Genomic DNA, 19038 nt, shown 5'->3' on the forward strand with positions numbered 1-19038 from the left:
CTGTCGATGTTCGGGCACGACCCGTGGTGGCTCGTCGTCATCAAGGCAGTGTTCTGCTTCGCCTTCCTGATGATCACCGTGCTCTTCTCCATCGTGTGGGAGCGCAAGGTCGTCGCCTGGATGCAGCTGCGCATCGGCCCCAACCGGCACGGGCCCTGGGGCATGCTCCAGTCCCTCGCCGACGGCATCAAGCTGATGCTGAAGGAAGACGTCATCGTCAAGCGCGCGGACAAGGTCGTCTATGTCCTCGCGCCGATCGTCGCCGCGATCCCGGCCTTCATGGCGATCGCCGTGATCCCCTTCGGCCCGGCCGGCAACGAGATCTCGATCTTCGGTCACCGCACCACGATGCAGCTCACGGACCTGCCGATCGCGATGCTCTACATCCTCGCGGTCGCCTCGGTCGGCATCTACGGCATCGTCCTCGCCGGCTGGTCGTCGGGCTCGACGTACCCGCTGCTCGGCGGACTCCGCTCCTGCGCGCAGATGATCTCGTACGAGATCGCCATGGGCGCGGCCTTCGCCTCCGTCTTCCTCTACTCCGGGTCGATGTCGACCTCGAAGATCGTCGAGGCGCAGGCGGACCGCTGGTACATCATCCTGCTGCCGGTCTCCTTCATCATCTACATCGTCACGATGGTGGCCGAGACCAACCGCGCCCCCTTCGACATGCCGGAGTCCGAGGGCGACCTCGTCGGCGGCTTCAACACCGAGTACAGCTCGATCAAGTTCGCGTTGTTCATGCTGGCCGAGTACGTCAACATGGTCACCGTCTCGGCGGTCTCGGTCACCCTCTTCCTGGGCGGCTGGCGGGCCCCGTACCCGGTCTCCACCTTCTGGGAGGGCGCGAACCACGGCTGGTGGCCGATGCTCTGGTTCGTCATCAAGGTCCAGCTGCTGCTGTTCTTCTTCATCTGGCTGCGCGGCACGCTGCCCCGGGTCCGCTACGACCAGCTGATGAAGCTCGGCTGGAAGGTCCTGATCCCGGTATCGGTGGTCTGGCTGATGCTGGTGGCGACCGTACGGGCGCTGCGGAACGAGAACTACGACTTCCAGCAGATCGTGCTGTACGTCGGCGGCGCGGTGATCGCGGTGCTGCTGCTCTCCTTCGTCGCCGACATGTTCCGCGGCAAGAAGGAGAAGGAGGCGGAGGCCGCCAAGGGCGAGCCGCCGGCCTTCGACCCGATGGCGGGCGGTTTCCCCGTACCGCCGCTGCCGGGACAGACCCTGCCGCCCGTGCCCCGTCGACGGCCGCGCCGCGAGCGCGAGTTGATTGTCAGTGGTGGATCAGATACTGCGAGTGATGGTCCTGGTGACGGAAAGGAGGCTGACGGTGTCTGAGGAATCCGAGAACAAGTTCGAGAATCCGGTTGCCGGCTTCGGCGTGACCTTCAAGGCCATGTTCAAGAAGCGGCTGACCGAGCAGTACCCGGAGCAGCAGAAGGTCACGGCGCCGCGCTTCCACGGCCGGCACCAGCTCAACCGCCATCCCGACGGGCTCGAGAAGTGCATCGGATGCGAGCTGTGCGCCTGGGCCTGTCCGGCGGACGCGATCTATGTGGAGGGCGCGGAGAACACCGACGAGGAGCGCTACTCCCCGGGTGAGCGCTACGGCCGCGTCTACCAGATCAACTACGCCCGCTGCATTCTGTGCGGACTGTGCATCGAGGCCTGCCCGACCCGGGCGCTGACGATGACCAACGAGTTCGAACTGGCCGACAGCAGCCGGGAGAACCTCATCTATACGAAGGAGCAGCTGCTCGCCGGACTCGAGGAGGGCATGGTCGACTCCCCGCACTCGATCTTCCCGGGCACGGACGAGCAGGACTACTACCGGGGCCTGGTCACCGAAGCCGCCCCCGGCACGGTCCGGCAGGTCGCCGTCTCCAAGGGGGAGAAGGGCGAGGAGGTGGACGTATGAACACGCTTGCCGCCTCCACCACTTCGACGGGTGAGGCCTTCCAGTTCTGGGTCCTCGGCACCATCGCCGTCCTCGGGGCGCTCGGCACGATCCTGATGAAGCGGGCCGTGCACAGTGCGCTGAGTCTCGCCGGAACCATGATCGTCCTGGCGGTCTTCTACCTCGCCAACGGCGCGTACTTCCTCGGTGTCGTCCAGATCATCGTCTACACCGGCGCGATCATGATGCTGTTCCTCTTCGTCGTCATGCTGGTCGGTGTCACCGCGGCCGACTCGCTCAAGGAGACGCTGAAGGGCCAGCGCTGGTGGGCCGCCGCCTGCGGGCTCGGTTTCGGCGTGCTGCTGATCGCCGGAATCGCCAATGCCTCGCTGAAGACCTTCAACGGTCTCGGCGCGGCCAACAGCGCACACGGCGGCAATGTCGAGGGACTGGCCCGGCTCATCTTCACCAAGTACGTCTTCGCCTTCGAGATCACCGGCGCGCTGCTGATCACGGCGGCCGTCGGAGCGATGGTGCTCACGCACCGGGAGCGCACCGAGCGCGCCAAGACACAGCGGGAGATGTCCGAGGAGCGCGTACGCGGCAAGCAACTGCCGCCGCTGCCCGCGCCCGGTGTCTACGCCCGGCACAACGCCGTGGACATCCCCGGTCTGCTGCCGGACGGCACCACGTCCGCGCTCTCCGTCAGCAAGACGCTGCGGGAGCGCGGCCAGGTCCGCGATGTGTCGAGCGACGCGCTGAACGACCTCAAGGCGCTGGAGCAGCGCTCGGAGGAGCGGCTCGGACGGGACCAGGAATCGCCGGAACCGCCGGAATCGCAGCAGTCGCAGCAATCGCGCGAAGGGAAGGTCGCGAAGTGAATCCCGTCAACTATCTGTATCTCGCGGCGCTGTTGTTCACCATCGGCGCGGCCGGGGTGCTGATCCGGCGGAACGCGATCGTGGTCTTCATGTGCGTCGAGCTGATGCTCAACGCCTGCAACCTCGCGTTCGTCGCCTTCTCCCGGATGCACGGCAATCTCGACGGCCAGATCATCGCCTTCTTCACGATGGTCGTCGCCGCCGCGGAGGTCGTGGTCGGGCTTGCGATCATCGTGTCGCTGTTCCGCTCCCGCCACTCGGCCTCGGTCGACGACGCCAGCCTGATGAAGCTGTAAGGGGTCGCTGAATCGTGGAGAACCTGATTGCGCTGCTTGTCGCGGCGCCCTTGCTCGGAGCGGCGGTCCTGCTGTGCGGCGGGCGGCGGCTCGACCGCAGCGGCCACTGGATCGGCACGCTGCTCGCGGCCGCGTCGTTCGTGATCGGCGTGGTGCTCTTCGTCAACATGCTGGGCAAGGGCGCGGAGGAACGCACCCTGCACAGCACGCTGTTCAGCTGGATCCCGGTCGGGAGTTTCCAGGCGGACGTCGCCTTCCAGCTCGACCAGCTGTCGATGACGTTCGTCCTGCTGATCACCGGTGTGGGCTCGCTGATCCACCTCTACTCCATCGGGTACATGGAGCACGACGAACGGCGGCGCCGCTTCTTCGGCTATCTGAACCTCTTCCTCGCGGCGATGCTGCTGCTCGTCGTCGCCGACAACTACCTTCTGCTGTACGTCGGCTGGGAAGGCGTCGGCCTCGCCTCGTATCTGCTGATCGGCTTCTGGCAGCACAAGCCCAGCGCGGCGACCGCGGCGAAGAAGGCCTTCCTGGTCAACCGCGTCGGCGATATGGGCCTGTCGATCGCGATCATGCTGATGTTCACCACCTTCGGGACCTTCGCCTTCGGGCCCGTGCTGCAGTCGACCGGTGAGACGAGCGAGGGCAAGCTGACGGCCATCGGGCTGATGCTGCTGCTGGCAGCCTGCGGCAAGTCCGCCCAGGTGCCGCTGCAGTCCTGGCTCGGGGACGCGATGGAGGGCCCGACTCCGGTCTCGGCCCTCATCCACGCGGCGACCATGGTGACCGCCGGCGTGTATCTCATCGTCCGGTCCGGAGCGATCTTCAACGCCGCGCCCGACGCCCAGTTGGTGGTCGTGGTCGTCGGTGCGGTCACGCTCCTCTTCGGTGCGATCGTCGGTTGCGCGAAGGACGACATCAAGAAGGCGCTGGCCGGTTCGACGATGTCGCAGATCGGCTACATGGTCCTGGCTGCCGGTCTTGGCCCGATCGGGTACGTCTGGGCGATCATGCACCTGGTGACGCACGGCTTCTTCAAGGCCGGGCTGTTCCTCGGCGCCGGATCGGTCATGCACGGCATGAACGACGAGGTCGACATGCGCAAGTACGGCGGCCTGCGGAAGTACATGCCGATCACCTTCGTCACCTTCGGTCTCGGCTATCTGGCCATCATCGGCTTCCCTGGTCTGTCCGGCTTCTTCTCCAAGGACAAGATCATCGAGGCGGCCTTCGCCAAGGGCGGCACGGAGGGCTGGATCCTGGGCGGCGCGGCGCTGCTGGGCGCGGCCATCACCGCGTTCTACATGACCCGCGTGATGCTGCTGACCTTCTTCGGCGAGAAGCGCTGGCAGCCGGCCCCCGATCCGGACAAGACGCCCGGCATCGAGCCCGGCGTCGAGGTGCACCCCGGCGAGCTGCCGCATCCGCACGAGTCCCCGAAGTCCATGACAATCCCCATGATCGTCCTGGCCTTCGGATCGGTCTTCGCCGGCGGGTTCTTCAGCATCGGCGACCGGTTCCTGAACTGGCTGGAGCCCGTCACCGGGCACTCCCACGGAGACTCCCCGGTCAGCGCGACGACGGTCACCCTCGCCACGATGGTGGTGCTGGTCATCGGTGTCGGCATCGCCTGGGGGATGTACGGACGCCGGCCGGTGCCGGTACTCGCGCCGCGCGGCTCGCTGCTCACCCGGGCCGCCCGCCGCGATCTCCTCCAGGACGACTTCAACCATGTGGTTCTGGTCCGCGGCGGCGAACACCTCACCCGCTCCCTGGTCTACGTCGACCACACCCTGGTCGACGGCGTGGTCAACGGAACGGCCGCCTCGTTCGGCGGCCTTTCGGGCCGGCTGCGCAAGCTGCAGAACGGCTACGCCCGCTCGTACGCGATCTCGATGTTCGGCGGTACGGCGATCGTCATCGCCGCGACCCTGCTGATGAGGGCGGTCTGAGATGTTCTTCCCGATCCTGACGGCCACGGCGGCGATCCCGGCGATCGGCGCCATCGCCACCGCCGCCGTGCCGGCCGCGAGGCGCACCGCCGCCAAGTGGCTGGCGCTGCTCTTCTCGCTCGCCACGCTCGTACTGGCCGCGGTCGTGCTCGTACGATTCGAGCCCGGCGGCGCCCGCTATCAGCTCACCGAATCCCACACCTGGATCAAGGACTTCGGCGTCCGGTACGAACTGGGCGTGGACGGCATCGGGGTGGCGCTCCTGGCACTGACCGCGCTGCTGATCCCCTTTGTGATCCTGGCGGGCTGGCACGACGCCGACCCCCTGGAGACAAAGAGTTCGCGCTGGCGGCCGACCCAGGGCTTCTTCGCCATGATCCTCGCCGTCGAGGCGATGGTGATCCTCTCCTTCGAGGCCACCGACGTCTTCCTCTTCTACATCCTGTTCGAAGCCATGCTCATCCCGATGTACTTCCTCATCGGCGGCTTCGGGGACCGGGCGCACGCGGGCGGCGACGAGGCGGCGGCGACCCAACGGTCGTATGCGGCCGTGAAGTTCCTGCTCTACAACCTGGTCGGCGGCTTGATCATGCTGGCCGCGGTCATCGGGCTCAATGTCGTCGCCGGGAGCTTCTCGCTCACCGAGATCGCCGCGGCGCGGGCGAACGGCTCGCTGGACATGGCGACCAACACCGAGCGGCTGCTCTTCCTCGGCTTCTTCTTCGCCTTCGCGATCAAGGCGCCCCTGTGGCCGCTGCACACCTGGCTGCCCAACGCCATGGGCGAGGCGACCGCGCCGGTCGCGGTGCTGATCACCGCGGTCGTCGACAAGGTCGGCACCTTCGCGATGCTGCGCTTCTGCCTCCAGCTGTTCCCGGAGGCGTCGAAGTGGGCGACGCCGGTGATCCTGGTGCTCGCGCTGATCAGCATCGTCTACGGAGCGCTGCTCGCGGTCGGCCAGCGCGATATCAAGCGGCTGGTCGCATACGCCTCGATCTCGCACTTCGGCTTCATCGTCCTGGGCATCTTCGCGATGACCACCCAGGGGCAGTCGGGCGCGACGCTCTACATGGTCAACCACGGGATCTCGACCGCCGCGCTGATGCTGGTGGCCGGCTTCCTGATCTCCCGGCGCGGCTCGCGACTCATCGCGGACTACGGCGGAGTGCAGAAGGTCGCCCCGGTGCTCGCCGGCACCTTCCTGATCGGCGGTCTGGCGACGCTCTCCCTGCCGGGCCTCGCGCCATTCGTGAGTGAATTCCTGGTCCTGGTCGGCACGTTCGCGCGCTATCCGGTGGCCGGGATCGTCGCCACCACCGGCATCGTGCTCGCCGCGCTCTACACCCTCGTCCTCTACCAGCGGACGATGACGGGCCCGGTGAAGGCCGAGGTGTCGAAGATGCCGGACCTCAGGGCGCGGGAGCTGGTGGTGGTCGCGCCGCTGATCGCGCTGCTGCTCTTCCTCGGCGTCTTCCCGAAGCCGCTGACGGACATCATCAACCCGGCGGTGGAGCACACGATGTCCGACGTACAGAAGAAGGACCCCCAGCCCGAGGTGGAGGCGGCCAAGTGAGCACAACAGTTGTCCACAGCCTGTGGACGACGGCGGCCGAGCCGATCGACAAGATCCCGGCCCCGAGTGTCGAGTACGCCCAACTGGCACCCGCCCTGATCGTTGTCGGCGCCGCTGTCGTGGGTGTGCTCGTGGAGGCCTTTGTCCCGCGCAAGGCCCGCTACTACGTGCAGGTGTTCCTCACTGTCGTCGCCCTGGTCGCCGCTTTCGCGGCGGTCGTCGGGCTCGCGGCCGGCGGATACGGCACCACCAAGGCGCATATCGCGGCGATGGGCGCGATCGCGGTCGACGGTCCGGCGCTCTTCCTGCAGGGCACGATCCTGCTGGCGTCGCTGGTCGCCGTCTTCACCTTCGCGGAGCGCCGGCTCGACCCGGAGGCGCACGGCAACCGCATCGACTCGTTCGCCGCGCAGGCAGCGTCCGTACCCGGCAGCGACAGCGAAAAGGCCGCGGTCAAGGCCGGGTTCACCACCACGGAGGTCTTCCCGCTGGTGCTCTTCGCGATCGCCGGCATGCTGGTCTTCCCGGCCGCCAACGATCTGCTGACGCTGTTCGTGGCGCTGGAAGTCTTCTCGCTCCCGCTCTACCTCCTGTGCGCCGTCGCCCGCCGCAAGCGGCTGATGTCGCAGGAGGCCGCGGTGAAGTACTTCCTGCTCGGTGCCTTCTCGTCGGCCTTCCTGCTGTTCGGTATCGCGCTGATGTACGGGTACGCGGGCTCCGTCTCGTACGCGAAGATCGCGGGCGTCGTCGACGGCAGCGTCCGCACCATCGACCCGGCGCTCGCCGACACGATGGGGAACGACGCGCTGCTGCTGATCGGCGGCGCGATGATCCTGACGGGGCTGCTCTTCAAGGTCGGCGCGGTGCCGTTCCACATGTGGACGCCGGACGTCTACCAGGGCGCGCCGACTCCGGTCACCGGCTTCATGGCCGCGGCCACCAAGGTCGCCGCCTTCGGCGCGCTGCTGCGGTTGCTGTACGTCGTGCTGCCGGGGATGAGCTGGGACTGGCGGCCGGTCATGTGGGCCATCGCGATCGTCACCATGCTGGGCGGTGCGATCGTCGCGATCACCCAGACCGACATCAAGCGGCTCCTCGCGTACTCCTCGATCGCGCACGCCGGCTTCATCCTGGCCGGTGTCATCGCGACGACGCCCGACGGTGTCTCGTCCGTTCTCTTCTACCTGGGTGCGTACTCCTTTGTGACGATCGGCGCGTTCGCGGTGGTCACGCTGGTGCGGGACGCGGGCGGCGAGGCCACGCATCTGTCCAAGTGGGCGGGGCTGGGCCGTCGTTCACCGCTGGTGGCGGCCGTGTTCGCTGTCTTCCTGCTGGCCTTCGCCGGTATTCCGCTGACCTCCGGCTTCACCGGAAAGTTCGCGGTCTTCAAGGCGGCGGCGGAGGGCGGTGCGGGTGCGCTGGTCGTGGTCGGTGTGATCTCGTCCGCGATCGCGGCGTTCTTCTACATCCGGGTCATCGTGCTGATGTTCTTCAGCGAGCCGAAGGCGGACGGCCCCACGGTCGCCGTGCCGTCGCCGCTGACGATGACGACGATCGCGGTGGGTGTGGCGGTGACGCTGGTGCTGGGTGTGGCGCCGCAGTACTTCCTGGACCTGGCGAGCCAGGCGAGCGTGTTCGTGCGGTAGTCGGGCTGCTGAGCGCTCGCCGTGGTGTCTTCATTTCAACGACGCCACGGCGAGCGCTTTTTCATGCCGCGAGGAGCGCGCCGGGTCTCGCGCAGCCGCGGCAGCGGCCCGGCTCGGCGGCCCGGAAGGCGCGGTCGCAGGATTCGCAGTTCTGGAGCGGCACGGGGCCGCGCGGCCCTGCGGGCAGAGGTGGTGGCAGGAGTTCGGCAAGGCGATGGGCGAGCAGGGCTGCCGGGTGGCGCAGGTCGGGCGGGAGGCTCGCGGTGAGGGTGCGGCGTACGGCTTCGGGAGCGGCCCCGCGTTCCAGCCAGGCGGTGACGGCCGGGGCGAGGCGGTGTACGTCCCGCTCCGAGAGCAGCAGCCGGGGGTCATCGCGGCGCAGCTCTGCGAGGAGGGCGGCGGCGGGAAGGTGGTCTTCGAGGTCGTGGGGGTCGCCGGCTTCGGGGGGCGGGGGCGGGGGCGGGACGAGCCGAGCTGTGGGCACCGGAGGTACGTCTTCGGGGGAGCTCCCCGTGATCGGGGCCTCTCGTGTCGAAGCAGGGCTCACCCCCGGCTGGTTGTACGACACGGTGTGCGTGACGATCTGGCCGCTGGGGAGTCGTTTTCGGGTGCGCTCCAGGTAGCCGAATGCCTCAAGTTCCCGTAAGGCAGCGGCGATCCGGACCTCGCCCTCGGGGAAGCGGGCGGTGAGCGTCTTGATGTCGACGCGTGCACCGGCAGGCAGCGACTGGATGTGTACGGCCAGGCCGATCGCGGTGAGGCTGAGCCCGCGGTGCTGGGCGAGGTGATTGCCGATGATCGTGTAGCGGCTGGTGTGCCGGGAGTTGACGTGGACGACGCCGGGCCGGGACACGGTCGGGTCAATGGCCCCGGGAACGGGGGACGAGGCGCGCGAGGGCGCGCTAGGGTTCTGGTTATCCATCGGGAAGCCCTTACTTCCTCGGTGGTCAGGCCCCTGGATCGGGATTGCTACTCCCGGCCGGGGGCCGTCGCATGTGTGCAGTTGTTGCGGCGAGCATATGCCCGCCAACCCGTCACAAATCCAGCCCAGTTGGGAACCTTCACCCATGCGAGTGACGGGGAGGCTGGAGGGGATGGGTAGGGTTTTTGCCCCGGTGAATTGAATGCTTTTGATGTCGTGCCGCACCGACTGATGGCTCACCGGGACGTGCCGCGCCGCGATCCGGTGGGCGCCGGTCAGGGCGCAAGATCAATCTCGGCCCATACGGTTTTGCGGGGTTCGGGGCCCGGGGTGACGCCCCAGCGGTCGGCGAAGGCGTCGACGAGGATGAGGCCGCGTCCGGACTCGTCGTCTCCAGGCTGCCGGGTGACGGGGAGACGGTCACCGCGGGTGTCGGTCACCTCGATACGGAGAGTGCGCTCGGTGGCGGTGAGGGCGAGACGGAAGTCCCGTCCGGGTACGCGGCCGTGCAGCGCGGCGTTGGCGGCGAGTTCGGCGACGACGTGGGCCGTCGACTCGAACGGCAGCCCCCAGGAGCGGAGTTGCTCGGTGGCGAGCAGCCGGGCGAGACGGGCACCTCGACGGGTGGCGGAGAGCTGCACGCTGAACTGGCGGACGGTGGTGTCGGCTTGGGTGATTTCTTGGTTCACGTAACTCAGCGTGGCCGTGCGTGAGTAGCCTGAACAGTGATGATGCCGATGCGTACGGTGACTGTCAGGGGGCTGTCCAGGCCTGTACAGGCTGTCCATCGTGACATTCCGGCCGTGGGCGGCGTTGGGGACAGGCACCTGGGAGGTGGGCGCGCATGGACGTGGGCAGTGACGGTACGGAGCACGCGGACGGGGCGGACGAACCCGGCTGGGATGTTGACCCGGACGATGAGTCCAGCGCGGTCGTGGCGGCACTGGGTCACCAGATCAGACTCTGGCGGGAGTCGGCGGGGCTGAGGCCAGCCGAATTCGGGGCGGCAATCGGCTACGGCGAGAACCTGATCTACAAGGTGGAGGCCGGGAAGCGTATCCCGAGGCCCGAGTTTCTGGAGAAGGCGGACGAAGTCCTGGGCGCGGGCGGAAAGATCGCCGCGATGAAGAAGGACATCGCGGAGGCGCGGTACCCGAAGAAGGTTCGGGACCTGGCGAAGCTGGAGGCGCAGGCCGTCGAGGTCGGGGCGTACGGCAACCACAATCTGCACGGCCTCCTCCAGACCGAGGAGTATGCGCGTGCACTGATCCAGACGTGGCGGCCCGCGTACTCGGAGGACGAGGTGGAGCGAATGGTGGCTGCGCGCATGGCTCGGCGGCCGATCTTCGGCCGGTCCCCAGCCCCCGCGCTCACCTTTGTCCAGGAAGAGGTGACCCTACGCCGTCCCATCGGAGGCAGAATGGTCCTGCGCAAGCAGCTCGAACGCCTGTTGGAGGTAGGCCAGTTGCGGAACGTCGAGATCCAGGTGATGCCGACCGACCGTGACGACCACGCCGGAATGGGCGGTCGGATCCAGGTGCTGAAGTTCAAGGACGGTTCGGCGGTGGGCCACGACGAAGGCCAGCTCACCAGCCGTCCGATCACCGATCCGAGGGAGCTCCGAATCCTTGAGCTGCGCTATGGGATCATCCGGGCCCAGGCTCTCACGCCACGGGAGTCACTGGCCTTTATCGAGAAAGCGCTGGGAGACACATGACCGACAAGCCCTCCGCTGTGGACGGCACCGGGCTGGACTGGTTCAAGAGCAGCTACAGCGACAGCAGCAACGGCAACGACTGCGTCGAGGTCGCGGCCACCCCCGGCACGATCCACATCCGCGACTCCAAGAACCCCCGGGGCCCCCGACTCGCGTTCACCGAAGCCCAGTGGGCGGCTTTCGTGACGTACACGTCCAAGCCCTGACCCGCAGGGGGACCTGAGGGCCCCCGCACGGACAGTCGTTCACGACACGCCCCGTCGTCTCGGTGACGTGCGAGGCCTTCGCACGGGACCGACCGGCTACTCTTCGGCGGCCCTGTTTCGACGGGGCTTGATCTGAGTGAGGTCGAGGTCGACGGGGAAGGGGACGGAGACCTTCATCCGGTCGTGGAAGATGCCGGTGCTGGTGTACGCGCCCGTGGTCGGCTCCAGCTCGAAGACGTAGACGACGGCCTGGCCCTCGTTGTCCTCCACCCGCCAGTAGTGCGGGATCTTGGCCCGTGCGTACTTCACCGGCTTCGTCTCGCGATCCCGGGTCACGGAGTCGGTGGAGACTACCTCGATGGCCAGCATGACGGACTCGGCCGGGAACCGGGTCTGGTCCGATTCCTCGATGGCCTCTCCGCGCACTACGAACACATCGGGCTCCGGCCTGTTCTGCCGGTCGATGTCGATGGTGAATTCCCGGCAGACCTCAAGGTCCTCCGGAACGACCGACTGCAGCTGCCACTCGAAGAAGCTGACCGCGCGCATGTGGAAGACGGTTTGCGGACTCACGAAGACGAGGCTCCCGTCGATCAGCTCCGTGTGCGGAGGCAGGTTCGGAAGCCGGTCCAGGTCGTCGGCCGTCCAGCCACCCACGGGCGGCACGGGCCAGCTGGGCTTCGAGGCCTGGGGTTCGACGCTCATCAGTGCTCCCATGGGACGGAGTCTCGCGGGTCTGATCAGCGTATCCGGAGGGAACGGGACAAGGCCCCCACGCACGTGTGAACGAATCACATGCCGTTGACGCGCCCTGTGCGTCGGCTAGCGTCGGCGACCATGGACGACATCTGGCAGTTGCTGGAATGCGCACACGCGCCCGTCTACTTCGCGCCCGAGACGGGGCCCGTCTATACCGACGCCGGGTCGGGGCTCAAGGGCTTCTGGATGGGGTACTTCGCCTCCCGCGCGGCCGCGCTCGGCGCGGTGCCGCCGGAGGTGGTGACCGCCGCCTTCTACAACTTTGCACCGGCCCGGGTCGCCCGTGCTCTCCCCGATGCCTGGCGCCGCTGCCCGCCCGAGACGGTCCTGGCCGCCCGGCTCGACGTGGCCGACCGGTCTCTGCGCCGACTGCTCGGGGAACTCGCGGACAGTCCGCAGGTGGCCGAAGCCGCGGATCTCGCATGCCGGGCGGTCGAGTCCCTGCCCGCCGCCGGGCGGGTCCTGTTCGCTGCGCACGCCGCGCTGCCCGTGCCCGAGCAGCCCCATCTGGCGCTGTGGTGGGCCGCCACAGCGCTGCGGGAATTCCGCGGTGACGGTCATGTCGCCGCCCTGGTGACCGCCGGGGTGGACGGCTGCGAGGCCAATGTGATCACGGTGGCGCTGGGGCTCGCCCCGCCCGAGCAGCGGCTCAACCGTGGCTGGAGCGAGGCCGAGTGGGAGGCCGCGCTCGCCCGCCTCCGTGAGCGTGGGGTGCTGGCCGAGGACGGCACTCTCACCGACGCGGGCCGTCTTGAGCGGGATGCGATAGAGGCGGCCACGGACCGGCTGGCCCGGCCCGTCGCCGATGTGCTCGGACCGGACGGGACGGGCCGGCTCGTCGCGTGTCTGCGTCCGATCGCGCGGCGGATCGTCGAGGCGGGCGGGGTTCCCTTCCCCAATGCGATGGGGCTCCCGCCGCTCAGGCCGGGGTAGCCGCCCGAGAAGCGTAGGCGCGGACGTCCGCGTCCGGGTCGGTGACCGCGGTGGCGAGCGCGGCGCGGGCGTCCTCGTGGGCGGAGTGCCTGAGCAGGGCCAGCACCGCCTGCTTCCGGACGTCGGCGTTCGTGTCGCCGAGGGCCTTGGCCAGGGCGGGCACGGCGAGTTCGGGATCCGCGCCGCCCAGAGCGGTGGCGGCTCCCGCGCGGACCTGCCAGGACGGATGGGCCAGCGCGGTGACGGCCGCGGCGGCGTACGGGGCGGGGCAGCCGGCGGTGGAGAGCGCGGCGAGTGCCGCCGCGCGGACCAGGATGTCCGGGTCGTGGACCAGGGGCTCCAGGGCCTCCGGGTCGTCCAGGCTGCGCGCCACGGTGACGCGGACCTCGCGGGCCGGGTCGGCGGTGGCGCGGGCGACGACATCGAGGGCGTCGACCGAGACCAGAGCGCGTACGGCCTCGATGCGGACCTCGATGTCCGGGTCGTCGAGCGTACGGGCGTAGGCGGCGGCGTCGCCCAGGCGCAGCGCGCGCAGCACATCGAGTGCGGCGGCCCGGACCCGAGGATCGTCGTTGCCGAGCGCCTCGGTGAGACTTCGGGACAACTCGGCTTCCGGGGGCAGGACTTCGACCAGCTCGCGCAGGGACGCCGCGGCCGCGGTGCGGACGCCGGGATCCGCATCCGCGAGGGTTGCGGCGAGCGCCGGGCCGGTGCCGGGCGGGACGGTCTCGGTGAGTGCGGCGACAGCGGCCGCCCGGACCGCCGGGTCGGCGTCGGACAGGTAGGGCCTCAACTCGGCCAGCGAGGGCTCCTCGTCGGCGAGGGAGAGCAGTTCCAGGATGCGGGGGGAGTGGGAAGCGGCGGTGGCGTCCTGCCGGACCGTGGCGCGGACGCCGGAGCCGACCGGCGCGATGTCCCGAGGGCCCGCCGTGGCGACCTGTTCCGCGTGGACCTCGCCGAGGTGGCGGGACGCGCCGCCGGTGGGGGCGTACTCCTCGACGGGGACGAGATAGGGAGCGACCGGTCGCGCCGTGAACTCCATCGCCCCGGACGGGGATTTGCGCAGGTCCAGGTGGTGCAGCCAGTCCTTGTCGTCGCGCTGCGGATGGTCCGTACGCTCGTGGTAGAGACCCCAGCGGGACTCCGTACGGGCGAGGGAGGAGCGGGCCGCCATCTCGGCGCAGTCGCGGATGAAGGTGACCTCGGCGCAGCGCATCAGCTCGTGCGCGGTCTCCGCGCCCATCTCCGCGATCTCACCGCGCATCCGCTCGAAGTGGTCCACGGCGAGGGACAGCCGGGCGCCGGACTTGGGCGGAGCGACGTAGTCGTTCACGAAACGGCGGAGTTTGTACTCGACCTGGGGTTGGGGCGGCCCTTCCGGGTTGCGGAGGGGCCGGTAGATCAGTTCGTGGGCGTCGCGCAGCTGGTCGGTGGACAACTCGCCCTCGTACGCCCGGTACTGGGACGCGTCGGCGCCCGCCAGATCGCCGAAGACGAAGGCGCCGATCATGTAGTTGTGCGGGACGCAGGCCAGATCACCGGCGGCGTACAGACCGGGCACGGTGGTGCGGGCGTGGTCGTCGACGCGTACGCCCGAGGCCGAGTGGCCGCCGCACAGGCCGATCTCCGAGATGTGCATCTCGACGTCGTGGGTGCGGTAGTCGTGGCCGCGGTTCGCATGGAAGGTGCCGCGGGTGGGGCGCTCGGTGGAGTGCAGGATGCCTTCCAGCGCGCTGATGGACTCCTCGGGAAGGTGGCTGAGCTTGAGGTAGACCGGGCCGCGGTCGGAGGCGAGTTCGTTCGCGAACTCGGCCATCATCTGGCCCGACCAGTAGTCGGAGTCGACGAAGCGCTCGCCGTGCCGGTTGACCTGGTAGCCGCCGAAGGGGTTGGCGACGTAGGCGCAGGCCGGGCCGTTGTAGTCCTTGATCAACGGGTTGATCTGGAAGCACTCGATGCCGGTGAGCTCGGCGCCCGCGTGGTACGCCATGGCGTAGCCGTCACCGGCGTTGGTGGGGTTCTCGTATGTGCCGTAGAGATAGCCGGAGGCGGGGAGTCCGAGGCGGCCGCAGGCGCCGGTGGCGAGAATCACCGCGCCCGCCCGTACCTTCACGAACTCGCCCGTACGGGTGTTGAAGCCGGCGGCTCCGACGGCTTTTCCTTCGGCGGTGAGGACCCGTACCGGCATCACCCGGTTCTCGATCCGGATGCGTTCGCGCATCTCGCGGCGGCGCAATTGCCGGTAGAGGACCTTTTTGACGTCCTTGCCCTCGGGCATGGGCAGTACGTACGAGCCGGAGCGGTGCACCTGGCGCACCGCGTACTCGCCGTGTTCGTCCTTCTCGAACTTCACGCCGTACGACTCGAGCCGCTGGACCATGCCGAAGCCGCGGGTCGCCGTCTGGCGGACGGTTGACTGGTCGACGATGCCGTCGTTGGCGCGGGTGATCTCGGCGACGTAGTCGTCGGGTTCGGCGCGGCCGGGGATCACGGCGTTGTTGACGCCGTCCATGCCCATGGCGAGGGCTCCGGAGTGGCGTACGTGTGCCTTCTCCAGGAGGAGGACGTCTGCGCCGTGCTCGGCCGCGGTGAGCGCCGCCATGGTGCCGGCCGTGCCGCCGCCGATGACGAGGACGTCGCAGGTGAGCTCCTCGGCGTCGGAGAGAGCGGGAATCTGCACGGTCGTGCCTTTCAGTCGGTGGTGATACTGCCGAGGGATTCGAGGACCTCGCGGCGCAGGGCGACGGTGGCGGGGTCGGAGTGCGCGGCGCGTTCGCGCGGCTTCGGTACGTCGAGGACACGGCCGGTGCCGAGGAGCGCGACGCGGTCGCCGAGGAAGAGCGCCTCGTCCACGTCGTGCGTGACGAAGACGACGGTGGCGCCGGTGCCGCGCAGCACGTCGACGAGCAGCTGCTGCATCCCGGCCCGGGTCTGTGCGTCGAGCGCGCCGAAGGGCTCGTCCATGAGGACGGCGCGGGGCTCGGAGGCGAGGGCGCGGGCGAGCTGTACGCGCTGCCGCTGCCCGCCGGACATCCGGTGCGGGAGCTTGGGCCCGTGCCCGTCGAGCCCGACGCGCTCCAGCCATGCCTCGGCGCGACAGCGACGCTCGGCACGCGGAACGCCTTTGATCGCGAGGGGCAGTTCGACATTGGCCCGGACGGTGCGCCAGGGCAGCAGCGCGTCGTCCTGGAAGACCAGGGCCCGTTCGGCGCGGGGGGCGGTGATGGGCTCGCCGTCCTGTGCGACCTCGCCGTCCAGCACGGCCAGCAGCCCGGCGAGGGTGCGCAGGAGGGTCGACTTGCCGCACCCGGAGGGCCCGACGACGGTGAGGATCTCCCCGGGCGCGATGTCGAGATCCAGCCTGTCGAGGACGGTGGCTCCGGGGCGGCCGAGGGCTGCGCGGGAGAGGGTGAGACGGGCGCCGCGGGGTGGGGTTTTGGTGGCGGGGGAGAGCGTGTGGGAGGGGGTGGTCATGGGTTACGCCTCCTTGTGCGTGCGTGCGTGCGGAGTGGGATGCGGGTGCGGGTGGGGGCGCCTGCGGCGGGCGACGGGGCTCCGCCCCGGACCCCGCGCCTCAATCGCCGGCGGGGCTGAATTTCAGGGCCCCGCCCCGGACCCCGCGGCTCAAACGCCGGCGGGGCTGAATTTCGGGGCTTCGCCCGGAACACCCCGCGCCTCAATCGTCGGCGGGGCTTGAATTTGCCGCCGGTCGGTCTGAACCCTCAGGCCGACCGGCGGAAATCAAGCCCGTCCGGCGATTGAGGACACGACCGTAGGGCGTTCGGGGGCCTGGGGGCTTGGCCCCACTTACGGGAAGGGGCGGGGTGGGGGAAATTCCCCGGGTCCGCCGGGCCGTGGGCCCGTGCTCCGTGCGCGGGAGCCACCGCGTCACCCGGCGCCCCGCCAGCTCCACCGCCGTCGACGTCAGCCAGCCCAGGACGCCGATCGTCGCCATGCCGACGAACACGCCCGGGTAGTCGACCACCGTGTAGTCCTGCCAGGTCCGGTACCCCACCCCGTACTCCCCGGAGATCATCTCCGCCGAGATCACACAGATCCACGAGACACCGATGCCCACCGAAAGACCCCCGAGGATCCCCGGCAGCGCGCCCGGCAGGACCACCGAGCCCAGTACCCGCCAGCGGCCGCCGCCCATCGTGAGGACCGCCTCCTCCCAGACCGGGGTCAGGGCGCGTACCGCATGGCGGGTGGAGACCATGACCGGGAAGAAGGCCGCGGTGAAGGTGATGAAGACGATGCCTTGCTCATTGCTGGGGAAGAGCAGGATCGCCACCGGGACCAGGGCGATCGCCGGGATGGGGCGCAGCACCTCCAGGACCGGGCCGAGCAGGTCGGAGGCGAGGCGGGAGCGGGCGATCGCCGTACCGACCGTTACTCCCGCGACCGCCGCCAGTGCGAAGCCCGTGACGATACGGGTGAGGCTGTCGGTCAGGTCCTGCCAGTACGGGCCGCTGCCGATCCGTTCCCCGAACTCTCGCGCGACGTCCAGGACCGTCGGGAACTGCTCGAAACGCAGCCATATATTCACGTCGAACGCGGTCAGCAGCTGCCACAGGCCGAGCGCGCCGGCGAGCGAGAGGGCGCGCAGGGCGTACCGGGGCCAGGCGGCGGTCATGACGCCGACGCCTGCTTCAGTGCATCGGCGTACGGGACGGTACGGGCGCCCGGGTGCCCCGCGACAAACGCGGCGGCCGTGGACGGCGCGACGAAGGGCCGCAGTGTCGTGCCGTCCGCCACCCACACCGCCTTGTCGGCGAACCAGAGCGTTCCGGTGGTGGCGTCGGGGACATACGCCGCCCGCACCGCGTCCCGATGAGCGGAGACATAACGCAGCAGCTCCGCAGGGGAGTTGAAGGGCTGAGTGACGGTCTTGCCCGTCAACCACACCTCACTCCTCGCGGCAGCGGACGTGGCGGTGAGCGCCTTCGCATAGCTGTCGCCGTACGCCCGCTTCACATACTGGTCGTCGACGAACGCGTCCACATCCACGTCGCCCACCAGCTTCGCCGACTTCAGCACCGGCACGTCCTTCTTCAGGGCGTCCACCAGCCGCGGCTTGAGCGTCGGGTCGAAGGTGGCGATGCCGTTGGCGCCGTTGTAGAGGTAGACCACCTCGGGCGGCAGCCCGGTCGCCTTGGCCACCGACTCCGCGGCCGCCACCGGCTGCGCACGCAGATACTCCGTCGCGTCGGCCTGCGCCCGCAGGAAGTCCTCGAGCACCGCGGGCCGCTTCTTCGCGAAGTCCTCGCGCGCAGTGACGCCGTGGAAGGTCGGCAGGTTCAGCTCCGCCCCGTCGTACAGCGCCTTCGCCCGGCCCTGGAACGCCAGCAGCCCCGGCCACGCCACGAACTGCGAGAGCGCGTCCACGCTGCCCGCCTGCAGTGCGGAGGCGCCCACCGCCGGCTGCTGGTTGAGCTTGCGGATGTCCTTCTCCGGGTCGATGTCCGCCCGCTGCAGCGCCCGTACGAGCGTGCCGTCGGCCGCCGAACCGACACTTGTCGACACCTTCTTGCCGTGCAGATCCTTCAGCGACGCCACCTTCGAATCCGGTGCCGTCACCACCGTGTTGAGGCCGCCGCGCAGGTTGTAGCCGGTGACCGAGACCAGCCGCGTCGGCCGGTTCAGCTGTTTGCCGCGGGCCGCGTTGATGAGCAGCGGGAAGTCGCCCATCGAACCGATGTCGATCTTTCCGGCGGTCATCTGCGCGGTGATCGGCGCGCCCGTGGCGTAGTCCTGCCACTTCACCTTGTAGGTGACGCCGTCACGCTTGCCGCGTGCGGCGAGCTCCCGCTCGAAGTAGCCGAGCGAGCGCAGCAGCGTGCCGGCCGTGACGGTGTTGATGGTCTTGGACTGGTAGCCGACCGTGACGGTGACGGTCGAGCCGTCGCCCGCCTCCGCGGAGCCGCCGCAGCCGGTGAGCGGCAGCAGCAGGGCGGCGGCGAGGAGAGCAACTGGCTTGCGTGGCATGGGAGTTCGTACCTCTCAGCGAAGCAGATAGGGCATGTTGACGGTGACCGCGTCCGTGGGACACCGGGCCGCGCACGGGCCGCAGTACCAGCACTCGTCCACGTGCATAAAGGCCTTGCCGCTGTCCGGGTTGATCGCGAGGGAGTCGAGCGGGCACATGTCGACGCAGAGCGTGCAGCCGTCGATGCACTTCGACTCGTCGATGGTCACGGGCACGTCGGCGCGCTGGGGTGCCAGAGGCATGGCTGTCTCCAGGAGAGGG

Annotated in this window: 18 protein-coding genes; 10 read left to right on the plus strand and 8 right to left on the minus strand. The window is 69.1% G+C overall.

Annotated features, from left to right (window positions below; all coding sequences use genetic code 11):
• Positions 1 to 6: 6 nt before the first annotated feature.
• The 7 genes from nuoH to nuoN are packed head-to-tail and all read left to right on the plus strand — an operon-like array spanning position 7 to position 8251.
• Complete coding sequence (nuoH, locus tag AB0D12_RS08000; RefSeq protein WP_362678791.1) at positions 7 to 1341, plus strand: NADH-quinone oxidoreductase subunit NuoH; 1335 nt, start codon at positions 7 to 9, stop codon at positions 1339 to 1341.
• Positions 1304 to 1921: an NADH-quinone oxidoreductase subunit NuoI gene (nuoI, locus tag AB0D12_RS08005; RefSeq protein WP_362678191.1), complete on the plus strand. Its 618-nt coding sequence runs from the start codon at positions 1304 to 1306 to the stop codon at positions 1919 to 1921. The genes nuoH and nuoI overlap by 38 nt, the downstream gene beginning before the upstream one ends.
• Positions 1918 to 2781 carry an NADH-quinone oxidoreductase subunit J gene (locus tag AB0D12_RS08010; RefSeq protein ID WP_362678193.1) on the plus strand — a complete coding sequence of 288 codons (864 nt, stop codon included), beginning with the start codon at positions 1918 to 1920 and terminating at the stop codon, positions 2779 to 2781. Before nuoI ends, AB0D12_RS08010 begins: the two co-directional genes overlap by 4 nt.
• On the plus strand, positions 2778 to 3077 hold the full coding sequence (gene nuoK / locus AB0D12_RS08015; protein ID WP_069927518.1) for an NADH-quinone oxidoreductase subunit NuoK: 300 nt from the start codon (positions 2778 to 2780) through the stop codon (positions 3075 to 3077). The genes AB0D12_RS08010 and nuoK overlap by 4 nt, the downstream gene beginning before the upstream one ends.
• A gap of 14 nt (positions 3078 to 3091) precedes the next feature.
• Entirely contained in the window at positions 3092 to 5032 is a 1941-nt protein-coding gene (nuoL, locus tag AB0D12_RS08020) for an NADH-quinone oxidoreductase subunit L (RefSeq protein ID WP_362678195.1), read from the plus strand.
• Position 5033: 1 nt separating this feature from the next.
• Positions 5034 to 6605 carry an NADH-quinone oxidoreductase subunit M gene (locus tag AB0D12_RS08025; protein ID WP_362678197.1) on the plus strand — a complete coding sequence of 524 codons (1572 nt, stop codon included), beginning with the start codon at positions 5034 to 5036 and terminating at the stop codon, positions 6603 to 6605.
• On the plus strand, positions 6602 to 8251 hold the full coding sequence (nuoN, locus tag AB0D12_RS08030; protein ID WP_362678199.1) for an NADH-quinone oxidoreductase subunit NuoN: 1650 nt from the start codon (positions 6602 to 6604) through the stop codon (positions 8249 to 8251). Before AB0D12_RS08025 ends, nuoN begins: the two co-directional genes overlap by 4 nt.
• 61 nt (positions 8252 to 8312) lie before the next feature.
• On the opposite strand, the gene AB0D12_RS08035 is transcribed toward nuoN, so the two are convergent.
• Both AB0D12_RS08035 and AB0D12_RS08040 read right to left on the minus strand, forming a co-directional pair.
• A complete protein-coding gene (locus AB0D12_RS08035; protein WP_362678201.1) occupies positions 8313 to 9173 on the minus strand; it encodes a helix-turn-helix domain-containing protein in 861 nt (286 codons plus the stop codon).
• 275 nt (positions 9174 to 9448) lie between these two features.
• A complete protein-coding gene (locus tag AB0D12_RS08040; protein WP_362678794.1) occupies positions 9449 to 9871 on the minus strand; it encodes an ATP-binding protein in 423 nt (140 codons plus the stop codon).
• Between the two features lie 146 nt (positions 9872 to 10017).
• Between AB0D12_RS08040 and AB0D12_RS08045 the strand changes: the two genes are divergently transcribed.
• Positions 10018 to 10890, plus strand: a complete 873-nt coding sequence (locus AB0D12_RS08045) for a helix-turn-helix transcriptional regulator (RefSeq protein WP_362678203.1) — start codon at positions 10018 to 10020, stop codon at positions 10888 to 10890.
• Positions 10887 to 11096, plus strand: a complete 210-nt coding sequence (locus AB0D12_RS08050; RefSeq protein WP_362678204.1) for a DUF397 domain-containing protein — start codon at positions 10887 to 10889, stop codon at positions 11094 to 11096. Before AB0D12_RS08045 ends, AB0D12_RS08050 begins: the two co-directional genes overlap by 4 nt.
• Before the next feature lie 96 nt (positions 11097 to 11192).
• Here AB0D12_RS08050 and AB0D12_RS08055 read toward each other — a convergent pair whose 3' ends face one another.
• Positions 11193 to 11801, minus strand: coding sequence for a Uma2 family endonuclease (locus AB0D12_RS08055; RefSeq protein WP_215094342.1), 609 nt, complete (start codon positions 11799 to 11801; stop codon positions 11193 to 11195).
• A gap of 132 nt (positions 11802 to 11933) precedes the next feature.
• On the opposite strand from AB0D12_RS08055, the gene AB0D12_RS08060 reads away from it, so the two are divergent.
• Positions 11934 to 12788 carry a hypothetical protein gene (locus tag AB0D12_RS08060; protein ID WP_362678206.1) on the plus strand — a complete coding sequence of 285 codons (855 nt, stop codon included), beginning with the start codon at positions 11934 to 11936 and terminating at the stop codon, positions 12786 to 12788.
• Here the strand turns inward: AB0D12_RS08060 and AB0D12_RS08065 are convergent.
• The 5 genes from AB0D12_RS08065 to AB0D12_RS08085 form a co-directional block, all read right to left on the minus strand.
• The gene (locus AB0D12_RS08065; protein WP_362678208.1) at positions 12775 to 15468 is read right to left on the minus strand and encodes a fumarate reductase/succinate dehydrogenase flavoprotein subunit; all 2694 of its coding nucleotides are present in this window, start codon (positions 15466 to 15468) and stop codon (positions 12775 to 12777) included. The two genes, AB0D12_RS08060 and AB0D12_RS08065, sit on opposite strands and share 14 nt — an antisense overlap.
• Before the next feature lie 11 nt (positions 15469 to 15479).
• Positions 15480 to 16262, minus strand: coding sequence for an ABC transporter ATP-binding protein (locus AB0D12_RS08070; protein ID WP_362678210.1), 783 nt, complete (start codon positions 16260 to 16262; stop codon positions 15480 to 15482).
• 202 nt (positions 16263 to 16464) lie between these two features.
• A complete protein-coding gene (locus tag AB0D12_RS08075) occupies positions 16465 to 17424 on the minus strand; it encodes an ABC transporter permease (RefSeq protein WP_362678212.1) in 960 nt (319 codons plus the stop codon).
• Positions 17421 to 18776, minus strand: coding sequence for an ABC transporter substrate-binding protein (locus AB0D12_RS08080; protein WP_362678214.1), 1356 nt, complete (start codon positions 18774 to 18776; stop codon positions 17421 to 17423). Before AB0D12_RS08080 ends, AB0D12_RS08075 begins: the two co-directional genes overlap by 4 nt.
• A 15-nt stretch (positions 18777 to 18791) precedes the next feature.
• Positions 18792 to 19019 (minus strand): ferredoxin family protein, encoded by a 228-nt coding sequence (locus AB0D12_RS08085; protein ID WP_266533934.1) that lies wholly within the window; start codon positions 19017 to 19019, stop codon positions 18792 to 18794.
• Positions 19020 to 19038 lie beyond the last annotated feature (19 nt).

This window comes from Streptomyces sp. NPDC048479 (genome assembly GCF_040651435.1).
Taxonomy (GTDB): domain Bacteria; phylum Actinomycetota; class Actinomycetes; order Streptomycetales; family Streptomycetaceae; genus Streptomyces.